The sequence below is a fragment of the Aquidulcibacter sp. genome, assembly GCF_049239865.1.
Classification (GTDB): Bacteria; Pseudomonadota; Alphaproteobacteria; order Caulobacterales; family Aquidulcibacteraceae; genus Aquidulcibacter.
Map to the genome: position 1 here is coordinate 54891 of NZ_JBMLTR010000105.1, position 11179 is coordinate 66069.

Here is an 11179-nt window from a genome sequence, read left to right on the forward strand (position 1 = left end):
AGTTCCGAGACGGTAAGGACGCTGAGATCTTGCTGTCATATCTCTACCTTTGGTTCTTTTCTCAGAAATAGCGCATAACTGATCACCATGGAAAGCCCTAACCCAACCATGTTGTTTGATCGGCAGCTTTTGGCACGCCGACGGAACCGGGCTGCGAAGGGATTTGGCGCTGTCGCATTCTTGAAGGATCGGGCTGTCGACGACGTTTGCGAGCGGCTGGACTTCATCAATCGCAGGTTTGAGCAAGCTCTCGATATCGGCTCCCACGGCGGGTATTTGGCCGCTGCTATCGCGCGCCATGGCGATCTGCGCGATAAAATTGGTGCGCTGACCGAAAGCGACCTAAGCCCCGCCATGCTGGCCCAGCGTGTCGGTGGTGGCTTTGTGGCCGACGAAGACCACATGCCCTTGGCACCACTTAGCTTGGACTTAATTGTCTCAACACTCGGCCTGCATTGGGTCAATGATGTACCTGGCTTTTTGGCACAAACCCGCCTCGCCCTCCGGCCTGATGGTTTGTTGTTATTGACCTTTTTGGGCGGCCGCACCTTACAAGAATTGCGCGCCTGTTTAGCCCAAGCCGAAACGGAAGCCTATGGCGAAGCCTTTGCGCGTGTCTCGCCCTTTGCCGATGCCCAAGATGGTGCGCAGCTATTACAGCGGGCGGGCTTTGCCCTGCCGGTCGCTGACAGCGATGTTGTCACCGTACGTTACACCAATCTGTTTGGCCTTCTGCGCGATTTAAAAGCGATGGGAGAGACGGCCGCCTTTCACCAAAAAGCACCGCGTCGCCTAACGCGGGCGATCATCGCGCGCGCAGCAGACCTCTATCAAGCCAATCATAGCGATGTGGATGGTAAAGTACGCGCAACCTTTGAATTGATTACATTAACTGGCTGGGCCCCGCATGAAAGCCAGCAGAAGCCTTTGCCCAGAGGTAGCGCGAAAATGCGTCTTGCGGATGCTTTAGGAACCCGTGAAATCCCGACGGGCGAAAAACCAATTGGTTAGCGAGCCATAGCCGCGACGATTTTATTGGTAATTCGATCATACATGCCATTGGTGTTGCCGCCGACCATTTGCATGGCAGGGATCATAGCGAGCACCATGAGGGTCGCAATCAGACCATACTCAATGGCAGTTGCACCGCGCTCATTCTTTAGTCTTTTCAGGATCATGATAAGCGACTCTGCTCTAAATGGTCACGTAAAGTCGACACCAGAGGGATATCGGCTTCTGGCATCGGATAACGATTTAAATCTTCGGGTTGGACCCAAGCCAGTTGCTGGCCTTCTTGGCCAACAGGCTCTCCTTGCCAGCGCTGCGCGATCCACAATGGCATCAAAAGATGGAAATTCGCATAGGCGTGGGAAGCAAAGGTCAGCGGTTTCAGGTCTTTGGGATCGACGTCTAGGCCCAGTTCTTCAGCCAATTCACGGCACAAGGCAGCTTCTGGGTTTTCACCAGATTCAATCTTGCCGCCCGGGAACTCCCAGAGTCCTGCAAGACTTTTCCCCTGTGGTCGTTGTGCTAGCAACACGGCACCGTTCCCATTAACCAAAGCAGCCGCGGCCACTAATAAAAGTCGCATAAGCCCCTACCCGTACCCAACATAAGTCACAATTATTAAATAATCCCAATTTTGGGCGATCAAATCCAATCCAATTAGGACCGATAGTCACCATTTATGCTGATATAGCCATGAGTAAGGTCGCAAGTCCAAACCTTTGCTTGGCCATTACCAACACCAACATCTACAAGAATATCAATTATTTGACCTCGCATATGAATATCTACTTGACCAACATCATAAGCTACCGCTCCACCAGCCCTAGCGGTCCATTGTCCGCCGAAGCGAACGGAAAGTTGATCGACCGAGATCGGCTCTCCAGCTTTACCAACGGCCATCACAACCCGTCCCCAATTCGCATCTTCGCCCGCAATCGCGGTCTTGACTAAGGGCGAGTTGGCAATGGCGAACCCGATTGTTCGGGCAGAAATGTTGTCAGCGGCACCTTGCACCTCAATCTGGATCAGCTTTTGCGCCCCTTCCCCATCGCGGACCACTTGCATGGCGAGATCATGGAAAATTCCGCGTAGGGCTTCAGATACCAAGGCCGCGCGGGGATCGCTTGGCATGGTGATGGGTGCCGCCCCACTTGCTCCGGTAGCGAAAACCAACAGCGTGTCGGACGTGGACGTATCGCTATCGACCGTGATGGCGTTAAACGTCGTCTCAACATGGGCGGAGACCATCGCTTGCAACACGTCCGGTGCAATCGCGGCATCGGTGAAGACGAAAACCAGCATCGTCGCCATGTTTGGCGCAATCATGCCCGAACCCTTGGCAAGACCGACCACATTCACCGCTGTCCCATCGAGGTCCAGCGTCGTCCCCGCCGCTTTTGGAAACGTATCCGTCGTCGAAAAAGCCCGGGCGAGGCTTTCCCAATCGGGCGCACCCAAAGCCTCAACTGCGCTCGGCAAAGCATCCGCTACGGTGGCAGGCGGCAGAGGTGCGCCAATGACCCCGGTCGCTGCGAGAAAGACCTCATGGTCCGCACAGCCCATCAAACGGCACATTTCCGCGACCGTGGCTGCATTTTTGGCAAGCCCTGCAGGGCCTGTGAACGCGTTGGAATTTCCCGCGTTGACGACCAAGGCGCGAGCATGACCTTGTTTGACTTGGGCCGCACACCATTCAACATCGGCTGAGCGTGTGGCGCTGCGCGTGAAGGCCCCTGCGACGCTGGCCCCATCGGGGAATACCACCGTCATCAAGTCGTTGCGTGTCCCGCCATAGAGCCCAATTCGACTCGCCGATGCGCGCATGCCGGCAACAGGCGGCAAAGTCGGAAAAGCAGCGGGGGCGAGCGGGGAAACAGGCAGATTTTTCATGAAGATCGCTCTAACGGCAGCAAGGCCTCAAGTCGACACGTTTTCGCGTTTGACCTGACGGGAGATTCAGGGCGAGAAGGCGACATGAGACATGAAAAATCTGCCCGACTTGTTGAATTGGCGCGCCATCTAGCCGCCACCACCTATGGCCTGACCTTGGATGAGATGGCCGAGAAACTGGATGTAAAGCGCCGCACGATTGAGCGCATGCGCGATCAATTGGTGATGATGTATCCAGACTTGGAAGAAATCGCGGACCCGCCGACCAAAAGATGGCGTCTGCCAAAGGGCTTGGACAGCTTTACTTTGGCGCCCACCAGCGAAGAAATGGCAGCCCTCAGCACGGGCCAAAAGCAGTTAGAACGCAGCAATCCACAAGCGGCCGATGCCTTGGCAAGGCTTGAAACGAAAATGCTGTCAGCGCTCAAGTCCAATGTAAAGCGCCGCTTGGCCACCGACATCGAAGCCTTGATGCAGGCAGAAGCCATCGCAGTTCAGCCAGGCCCTCGCGCCAGCGTCGATAAGGATGTGCTGCAGGTGCTGCGCGACGCGCTTTTGGCCCTTAAACAAGTTCGGGTGCATTATAGCGGCGGGTCTGGCGGACCGCGCCAACGTGACCTCATCCCCTATGGCATTTTATTTGGCGGCGAGGCCTATCTGATCGCGCGCGAAGCCCATACCGATGAAGCAATTGCCCCACGCATGTGGCGGATTGACCGGATCAGCCAACCCCTCATGCTCGATCTACCAGGCGGCGCACCGGAAGGCTTTGAGTTACAGGCCTATTCCGAGCGGTCCTTTGGCGTCTATCAGGAAGACACCGTCAATGTGTGCCTGCGCGTTTTCCCCGACTTTGCCGACGAAGCGAGCCGTTGGGTCTTCCACCCCCAGCAGAGCTTGGAACGTCTAGAAGATGGGGCCTTATTGGTACGTTTGCACGGCGGCGGCCTGAACGAACTGGCTTGGAGCTTGTTTCGGTGGGGCGGCAAACTTGAAATCCTTGAGCCACCAGCCTTGAAGCGGGCCATGGCCAATGCCCTCGACCTTGCCAGCACGATGATTAAGCCCTGATTGGCCGCCTGCCCCCTCACTGTTTGTTGCATTTCCTTGGCCGATCAAAACACACTAAAGAGCGCCCATGACATCGCCATCGCCTGCCCCAAAGCTACCTGCTGCTGCGCCCGCTCCTGTCTGGGGCGTTCTGCTGATTTTGGTCGTCCTTGGATTGGATCAAGCCACAAAATACTGGGTCTTGAACCATCTCAACTTGTTGACCATCGGCAAGATTGAGATTTCCTCCATCTTCGATCTGACCATGGTGTGGAATTATGGCGTCAGCTTTGGTGCGCTGAAGGCCCATGCGGATTGGCAACGCTGGGGACTGGTGGCCATGTCCGGCGTAATCGCAACCGTCTTTGCGGTCTGGCTATTCAAGGCAGAGCGTCGGCAGACCTTTATCGCCTTGGCACTGGTGATCGGCGGGGCGATTGGCAATCTGATCGACCGGGTGCGATTCGGGGCCGTCGCGGACTTTTTGGACTTCTCGGGCTTCTTCTTCCCTTGGGTGTTTAATGTCGCCGACGCTGCAATCACGGTCGGCGCGATCCTGTTGGCAATTGATATGCTGATGAACCCCGAAGATACGCCACAATCGAAACAAAATTCTGGCTCAAAAAGTGAGTCAGAGCGTGAGTCTGGGCCGCCAGCGGCGTGAACATCTGGACCTTCGGGCAGCCTTGCGTCTAAGAAGGTATGGAACAAACGGTTTTAAGGGTGGTGGAGACGGCAAGTTGAGGGCCTTGCGAGCAAACGCAGCCTCAAGTCCCGGTCGAAAATGCCGCCCTGATGAGACAAGTTTTGAGAGACATGGAGCGAGTGCTGTGAAAAAATCCTATTCTGGCCTGTTGGCAGTCACTGGTTTGGCCGTCATCGCTTTGGGCGGATGCACCAGCGTACGCCAAGCCTTGGGCAGCGAGAAAACAGCGCCTGACGAATTCCGCGTCGTCTCGAAAGCGCCTTTGGTGGTGCCACCTGAATTCAATCTGCGTCCACCCCGTCCCGGTGAAGCCCGTCCGATGGAATTGCGCGCCGACTTGCAAGCCCGTAGCGCCGTTTTCGGCGTTCAAATGGGCGCAACCGCTTCTGATGGCGAACGCCTCTTGGTCGAAAAGGCTGGCGGTACCAACGCCGACCCACGCATCCGTGCGGTGATTGATGAAGAGACCGGCGGCGTCGCACGCAAGCCGACCAATCTATCAGACCGGATTATGGGCTTCGTCGCCCCCGCCCCAACCCAGCCAGCTGACCCACTTCTGGCAGAAGCGGAAGCCGAGCGTTTGCGTCTTGAAAAGGCTGCCATCCGCAATGCGACGGGCGGTCAACCCGTCAGCATCCAGCAGAATAAGCCGCGCGGCTTTAAACTGCCTGGCATGTAGGCCAAGCCAACTGGTCAAAATCGCTTCTGATTGCAGGATCATCTGGTCGACTCAGGCCAGAAAGCGCATGGTCGCATCATGACCATAGCCCGTCTTCCCCCAGATGCTATAAACCAGATTGCCGCTGGCGAGGTGATTGAGCGCCCCGCTGCGGCCGTCAAGGAATTGGTGGAAAATGCGCTCGATGCTGGGGCAAGTTCCATCCGCATTCTGGCCGAAGATGGCGGGATCACCCGCTTGCTGGTCGAAGATGACGGCGGCGGCATCTCTCGTGACCAATTAAGCTTGGCTGTCGAGCGCCACGCGACCTCCAAGCTCGCCCCCGACGCCAATGGGCATTTAGATCTGCTCAATATTGTGACGATGGGCTTTCGCGGCGAAGCGCTGCCGTCGATAGGGGCCATTGCTAGATTGGCTATTACCTCGCGCGCCAAGGATGCCGATCAGGCCTGGACTTTGCGGGTTGAAGGCGGCGTCATCGAAGGCCCCATGCCTGCCCCGTGGCCGAACAATCGGTCTGGCACACGGGTGGAAGTGCGCGACCTATTCTTCGCCACCCCTGCCCGCCTCAACTTCATGAAATCAGCGCGATCCGAGAGCCTAGCCATTTCCGACATGGTCAAGCGCTTGGCCTTATCGCGGCCAGATGTTGCCTTCACGCTCGATCTCGACGGGCGGTCCGCGCTCAAAGTCGTGCCTGAAGGCGTGGATGCAGCCGGCCAAAGGTCGGCACGCGTTGCCGCCATCCTTGGTCGCGATGCCGCTGCCGATGCTTTGGTGATTGATACCGAACGCGCCGAAGTGCGCTTAACGGGCCTTGCAGGGCTGCCCACCGCTGCGCGCGGCGATGCGCGCCATCAGCATTTATTCGTCAATGGCAGGCCGGTGAAAGACCCGCTTCTCAAAGGCGCGGCGCGAGCGGCCTATCAAGACGTATTGGCCCGCGACCGTCACCCGGTATTGGCGCTTTTCCTCGAGATGGACCCGAAGCTGGTCGATGTGAACGTCCATCCGGCCAAGACCGAAGTACGCTTTCGCGACCCTGCCTTGGTGCGCGGTCTCGTCATTGGCGCCTTGCGGCATGCTTTGGGATCGAGTGGGATTCGAAGCCCGCAAGCCCTGGGTCAAGCCACTTTGGGGGCATTGGGGGCGCAGACTGGGTTTGGCATGCCGTGGTCACGCGGCGGTGGTGGCGGTAATTTAAGCCCGTACCGGCCAAGCCACCTGCCCTATCAGCCACCCGCAGGCGCGATTGAGGCCGGACGCGAGGCAGGCTCGCTGTTGAGTGGCTTTGCCGAACCCATGGCCCGCACGAGTTTTGAGGCACCAACCGACTTCGGCGCACCGGTTGAAGATGAAACCTCCTTTCCTTTGGGGGCAGCCAAAGCCCAACTTCACGCGACCTATGTCATTGCCGAGACGTCCGATGGCCTTGTGATCGTCGACCAACATGCTGCCCATGAGCGCCTCACCTTGGAACGCATGAAGGCCGCGATGGAAGGCCAAGGCATTGCACGCCAGCCCAGCCTGATCCCTGACATTATTGAAATGGAGGAAGCTGATTGTGAGCGCTTGCTCGCTCGCGCAGACGAGTTTGCCCGCTTTGGTTTGGGAATTGAGAATTTTGGTCGCGGGGCGATTGCGGTTACCGAGACGCCAGCCATTCTAGGCAAGGTGAATACCCATAAATTGCTGCAAGATTTGGCCGATGATCTGGCCGCCTATGATGAAGGTCTATCCCTAAAGGAGCGGATCGATGAAGTGCTGGCGACCATGGCGTGCCACGGCTCGGTTCGCGCGGGTCGCCACTTAAGTGCCGATGAAATGAACTTTCTTTTGCGCGATATGGAACGCACCCCGCGCTCTGGCCAATGCAACCATGGCAGGCCGACCTTTGTGAAACTGTCGCTGAGCGATATTGAGCGCTTGTTCGGTAGAAAATAGGCGGATCAGCTACGCGGGGTTCGATGCATCACCCCCTCTAAATTTCTGATGGCGCAATTGCTTATCCGCTCTGTCTGAAACAGACACAGCGGGCGTTGCTCTCGCCTGCAAGCAGGATTAGACAGGGTCCATCTGCCGAGGCCGCTTTCCGCTTTTGCAATCCTAGCTTATGAGGCCTTTATGGCGCATTTTTCGATGCAGTTCGGGCGCACCGAACACGGCAAGACCTATAAAGAGCGGCCGAGCGTTTACGGCCTTTGCACCCGCAATGACGAGAAGATTGCCCTCGTCAAAGTCGGCGACTCCCAGAATTTCCACTTTGATTTACCCGGTGGCGGTGTTGAGTCGGGCGAGAGCGATGCAGAAGCCGTGGTGCGCGAGTTTGACGAGGAAACCGGCTTGACCGTGTGGCCCGTCCGCCAATTGTGCCGGGCTGGGCAATTCTGGATCAATGACGGGGTGCCCACCAATTCACTCTGCGCCTTTTTTGAAGTCGAACTCACCTCCACCGAAGGCCGTCCAAGCGAGCCAGACCATGAGCTGGTCTGGGTCACCATTGATGACGCCATGAAAAAGGTCCGCCATGATGCCCATAGCTGGGCCATTTTGTTGTGGTTGCGTGAACGATTGATGGGTGCGCGGGGGCGTCGCTAGCATGCTATTTGGCCTCTATGAACGCTTTGTCCTTCCGCGCTTCATCGGTTGTGCGTGCGGCGCAAAACCCATTGCCAAGCAGCGAGCCAAATTAATCCCACGTGCTTACGGCGTCGTGGTCGATATGGGTTTTGGCTCCGGCACCAATTTGCCGTTTCTCGACGCCAACAAGATCGAAAAAGTCATTGCGGTGGAGCCCTCAGCCAGCATGTTGGCTTGGAAGCGCGAAGACTGGCGAGCCGATGTTATCGTGGAAGAAGTCGTGGCTGGTGCTGAAGCGACGGGCCTTCCCGATGCCTGCGCCGATACGATCCTGTTCACCTATGCGCTGTGCACCATTCCCGACTATGCAGGTGCTTTGGCTGAGGCCAAGCGCTTGTTAAAGCCCGGCGGTCAAATCCTGTTCTGCGAACATGGCCTTGCCCCTGATGCCGATGTCGCCCGCTTGCAAAGGCGGATTGAGCCGGTTTGGAAGGCAATCGCTGGGGGCTGTCACCTCACCCGCAATACCCAAACCATGCTGGAAGCCAGCGGGTTTGTGTGTGCCGAAGTCAATGACATGTATTTGCCAAACACCCCGCGCTTTGCGGGCTATAATGTCTGGGGGCGTGCGACGTCATGAGTCCCGATAGTCCACCGCCCCGCGCCCCCTTTACCAAGCGCCACCTCCTCCAGATTGGGGATCTCAATCGCTTAGAGGCCTTGGAGCTGATTGAACGGGCCGAAGTCTTTTTGCCCTTCACCCAAGCGCGCGAGAAGAAGCTATCGACCTTGAAGGGCCGCACCCTCGTCAATCTCTTCTTTGAGAACTCAACCCGCACGCAAGCCTCGTTTGAGCTGGCCGGCAAGCGCATGAGCGCCGATACCGTCAATATGGCCGTCAAAAGCTCCTCGGTCTCCAAGGGGGAGACGCTGTTGGATACCGCTGCCACCTTGAACGCCATGGGGCCAGATATTCTGGTCTTGCGCCACGCAGCCTCTGGTGCTGCCCAATTGCTGGCGCGCAAAGTTAGTTGTTCGGTCATTAATGCCGGCGACGGCACCCACGAACATCCCACCCAAGCCTTGCTTGACGCGCTGACGCTCAAGCGCTCCTTTGGCCATATCGAAGGCTTGGTGGTGGCGATTTGCGGCGATGTGCTGCACTCGCGCGTGGCGCGTTCCAACGTCATCTTGCTGTCCATGCTGGGCGCGCGAGTTCGCTTGATCGCGCCCCCTACCTTGATGCCTGCCGATGTCGACCGCTGGGGCTGCGAGATTTATCACAATATGCTCGAAGGCCTAGATGGTGTGGATGTCGTGATGATGCTGCGCCTACAACTGGAGCGCATGAATGGTGCCTATGTGCCATCGGCGCGCGAATATTTCCGCTTCTATGGTCTCGATGCCCGCAAGCTGGCGGTGGCTGCACCCCATGTCAAAGTCATGCATCCAGGCCCGATGAACCGGGGCGTTGAGATCGATTCTGACATCGCCGATGATCCACGTGTCTCGCTCATCGTCGACCAAGTAGAATCAGGAGTTGCCGTCCGCATGGCCGTCTTGGAGGCGCTTGCCAGCCATGGTGCCAATGAGGAGGCCGACGATGTCTGAGGCCCTCTATCACTTCATCAATGCCCGCTTGGTTGATCCCGCCACACAATTTGATGGTCCAGGCGAAGTGCTTGTCCAAGGTGAAGTTATTCTAGCCAGCGGCCCGCAGGTCGAAGCGGACGCAAACGCCATCACCATCAATTGCGATGGCCACGCCTTAATGCCGGGCCTGATCGATTTGCATGTCTCAACCGGTGAGCCCGGTGAAGAACAGCGTGAAAGCCTCAGCACTGCTGGCAAAGCCGCTGTGGCGGGTGGCGTCACCACCATGGTGTTGCAACCCGATACCCAGACCGTGATTGATGATGCCGCTTTGGTCGATTTTATCACCCGGCGTGGCCGTGACCGTTCTTTAGCGCGTGTGTTGGCAGCAGGTGCTCTCACCGTCGGTCTCAAGGGTGAGCGTATCGCAGAGCTTGGCCTGATGGCGGACGCTGGTGCCGTCATGTTCACCAATAGTGACCGCCCGATTGTCAGCACACGGACTATGCAGCGCTGCATGTCCTATGCCTCGGCTTTTGACGCCTTGGTGGCTTCGCGGCCGCAAGATGCCTTCCTAAGCGAGGGCGGCATGATGAATATGGGCGAGCTTTCCTCTCGCCTTGGACTTGCGGGCATTTCCAGTGCTGCTGAAACCATTGCGGCCAATCGCGACATTCAATTAGCCGAACTGACCGGGGCAAAGCTTTTGCTCGACATGATTTCATCCGAGGCAACCTTGCCCCGTATCGCAGCTGCCAAGGCACAAGGTCTCGATGTCACTGCCTCGGTCAGCGTCCATCATCTGACCCTGAATGAAAATGATCTGGGCGATTATCGTACGTTTGCCAAGCTGTCCCCGCCGCTGCGTGGCGAGCAAGACCGCCTCGCTTTGATTGAGGGCGTGAAGTCCGGCATTTTGGATGTCATCGTCTCAGGCCATGACCCACGCCCGGCCGAAGAAAAGCGCCTGCCATTTGACGAAGCGGCCTTTGGGGCGAGTGCGCTGGAAACCCTCCTGCCTGCAGCCCTTATCCTCTATCATGAGGGCCTGATTGAACTCTTGGACTTGATCCGCGCCATGACCTTGGCCCCGGCGCAAATCCTAGGCCTGCCGCAGGGCCGGATTGCTGCAGGCGCGCCTGCCGATTTGATCTTGGTCGATTTGGGCTTCCCAATCCGCTTTGATGCTAGCCGGATGATCTCGAAATCGCGCAACTCCCCCTATGATGGGCGGACATTGCAAGGTAAGGTCTTGTCGACTTGGGTAGCCGGTAAAAAAGTGTTCAGTGCCCTCGACTAGGCGCACGCAGGTTCACAACGCCTTGGGGGGACAATGGATTATCTGATTGCGATCGTTGGGGGCTATCTTTTGGGCTCCATTCCATTCGGCCTTCTATTGACGCGTTTGGCGGGCCTTGGTGATATTCGCCAAGTCGGTTCTGGCAATATTGGTGCGACCAATGTTTTGCGCACCGGTCGAAAAGATGTGGCGCTGGCGACCTTGTTCTTAGATGCCGCAAAAGCCGCCCTCGCTTTGGTTCTCGCGCGTGAGTTTTTGTCCCAAGATGCGGGTTATATCGCAGGTGCAGCGGCCCTTCTCGGGCATTGTTTTCCAGTCTGGTTGAAGTTTAATGGTGGCAAAGGGGTTGCGACCTTCTTTGGCACCTTGTTGA

The 11179-nt window shown here is 57.3% G+C and carries 13 protein-coding genes; 10 read left to right on the forward strand and 3 right to left on the reverse strand.

All coding sequences use genetic code 11. From position 1 onward, the window contains the following. Positions 1-87: 87 nt before the first annotated feature. A complete protein-coding gene (locus ACOVRA_RS07810; RefSeq protein WP_421719792.1) occupies positions 88-1011 on the forward strand; it encodes a methyltransferase domain-containing protein in 924 nt (307 codons plus the stop codon). Here the strand turns inward: ACOVRA_RS07810 and ACOVRA_RS07815 are convergent. The 3 genes from ACOVRA_RS07815 to argJ all read right to left on the reverse strand — a co-directional run bounded on the left by ACOVRA_RS07815 (position 1008) and on the right by argJ (position 2898). Beyond that, positions 1008-1178: a Flp family type IVb pilin gene (locus ACOVRA_RS07815; protein WP_290803123.1), complete on the reverse strand. Its 171-nt coding sequence runs from the start codon at positions 1176-1178 to the stop codon at positions 1008-1010. The two genes, ACOVRA_RS07810 and ACOVRA_RS07815, sit on opposite strands and share 4 nt — an antisense overlap. Beyond that, positions 1175-1591: an 8-oxo-dGTP diphosphatase MutT gene (gene mutT / locus ACOVRA_RS07820; RefSeq protein WP_421719793.1), complete on the reverse strand. Its 417-nt coding sequence runs from the start codon at positions 1589-1591 to the stop codon at positions 1175-1177. The genes ACOVRA_RS07815 and mutT overlap by 4 nt, the downstream gene beginning before the upstream one ends. A 74-nt stretch (positions 1592-1665) precedes the next feature. Further along, positions 1666-2898 (reverse strand): bifunctional glutamate N-acetyltransferase/amino-acid acetyltransferase ArgJ, encoded by a 1233-nt coding sequence (argJ, locus tag ACOVRA_RS07825; RefSeq protein WP_421719794.1) that lies wholly within the window; start codon positions 2896-2898, stop codon positions 1666-1668. Between the two features lie 84 nt (positions 2899-2982). Here argJ and ACOVRA_RS07830 point away from each other — a divergent pair, with 84 nt between their 5' ends. The 9 genes from ACOVRA_RS07830 to ACOVRA_RS07870 form a co-directional block, all read left to right on the forward strand. Continuing rightward, positions 2983-3969 (forward strand): helix-turn-helix transcriptional regulator, encoded by a 987-nt coding sequence (locus tag ACOVRA_RS07830; protein ID WP_421719795.1) that lies wholly within the window; start codon positions 2983-2985, stop codon positions 3967-3969. 67 nt (positions 3970-4036) lie between these two features. After that, positions 4037-4612, forward strand: coding sequence for a signal peptidase II (gene lspA / locus ACOVRA_RS07835; RefSeq protein WP_421719796.1), 576 nt, complete (start codon positions 4037-4039; stop codon positions 4610-4612). Between the two features lie 166 nt (positions 4613-4778). After that, complete coding sequence (locus ACOVRA_RS07840) at positions 4779-5333, forward strand: DUF3035 domain-containing protein (RefSeq protein ID WP_298228705.1); 555 nt, start codon at positions 4779-4781, stop codon at positions 5331-5333. A 78-nt stretch (positions 5334-5411) separates the two neighbouring features. Further along, positions 5412-7277 (forward strand): DNA mismatch repair endonuclease MutL, encoded by a 1866-nt coding sequence (gene mutL / locus ACOVRA_RS07845; RefSeq protein ID WP_421719797.1) that lies wholly within the window; start codon positions 5412-5414, stop codon positions 7275-7277. 180 nt (positions 7278-7457) lie between these two features. Beyond that, on the forward strand, positions 7458-7931 hold the full coding sequence (locus ACOVRA_RS07850; protein WP_421719798.1) for an NUDIX domain-containing protein: 474 nt from the start codon (positions 7458-7460) through the stop codon (positions 7929-7931). Position 7932: 1 nt separating this feature from the next. Next, on the forward strand, positions 7933-8553 hold the full coding sequence (locus tag ACOVRA_RS07855; protein WP_421719799.1) for a class I SAM-dependent methyltransferase: 621 nt from the start codon (positions 7933-7935) through the stop codon (positions 8551-8553). Beyond that, the gene (locus ACOVRA_RS07860; RefSeq protein WP_290806356.1) at positions 8550-9524 is read left to right on the forward strand and encodes an aspartate carbamoyltransferase catalytic subunit; all 975 of its coding nucleotides are present in this window, start codon (positions 8550-8552) and stop codon (positions 9522-9524) included. Before ACOVRA_RS07855 ends, ACOVRA_RS07860 begins: the two co-directional genes overlap by 4 nt. Beyond that, positions 9517-10806, forward strand: coding sequence for a dihydroorotase (gene pyrC, locus ACOVRA_RS07865; protein WP_421719800.1), 1290 nt, complete (start codon positions 9517-9519; stop codon positions 10804-10806). Before ACOVRA_RS07860 ends, pyrC begins: the two co-directional genes overlap by 8 nt. Before the next feature lie 33 nt (positions 10807-10839). Continuing rightward, positions 10840-11179 (forward strand): glycerol-3-phosphate acyltransferase (locus tag ACOVRA_RS07870; protein ID WP_421719801.1); only part of this gene is annotated, 340 nt, incomplete at its 3' end.

What these genes read in the sequence shown, in the direction of transcription:
- ACOVRA_RS07810 (WP_421719792.1), top strand. Translation starts at nt 88, where the DNA reads ATGGAAAGCCCTAACCCAACCATGTTGTTTGATCGGCAGCTTTTGGCA.
- ACOVRA_RS07815 (WP_290803123.1), bottom strand. Translation starts at nt 1,178, where the DNA reads ATGATCCTGAAAAGACTAAAGAATGAGCGCGGTGCAACTGCCATTGAG.
- mutT (WP_421719793.1), bottom strand. Translation starts at nt 1,591, where the DNA reads ATGCGACTTTTATTAGTGGCCGCGGCTGCTTTGGTTAATGGGAACGGT.
- argJ (WP_421719794.1), bottom strand. Translation starts at nt 2,898, where the DNA reads ATGAAAAATCTGCCTGTTTCCCCGCTCGCCCCCGCTGCTTTTCCGACT.
- ACOVRA_RS07830 (WP_421719795.1), top strand. Translation starts at nt 2,983, where the DNA reads ATGAGACATGAAAAATCTGCCCGACTTGTTGAATTGGCGCGCCATCTA.
- lspA (WP_421719796.1), top strand. Translation starts at nt 4,037, where the DNA reads ATGACATCGCCATCGCCTGCCCCAAAGCTACCTGCTGCTGCGCCCGCT.
- mutL (WP_421719797.1), top strand. Translation starts at nt 5,412, where the DNA reads ATGACCATAGCCCGTCTTCCCCCAGATGCTATAAACCAGATTGCCGCT.
- ACOVRA_RS07850 (WP_421719798.1), top strand. Translation starts at nt 7,458, where the DNA reads ATGGCGCATTTTTCGATGCAGTTCGGGCGCACCGAACACGGCAAGACC.
- ACOVRA_RS07855 (WP_421719799.1), top strand. Translation starts at nt 7,933, where the DNA reads ATGCTATTTGGCCTCTATGAACGCTTTGTCCTTCCGCGCTTCATCGGT.
- ACOVRA_RS07860 (WP_290806356.1), top strand. Translation starts at nt 8,550, where the DNA reads ATGAGTCCCGATAGTCCACCGCCCCGCGCCCCCTTTACCAAGCGCCAC.
- pyrC (WP_421719800.1), top strand. Translation starts at nt 9,517, where the DNA reads ATGTCTGAGGCCCTCTATCACTTCATCAATGCCCGCTTGGTTGATCCC.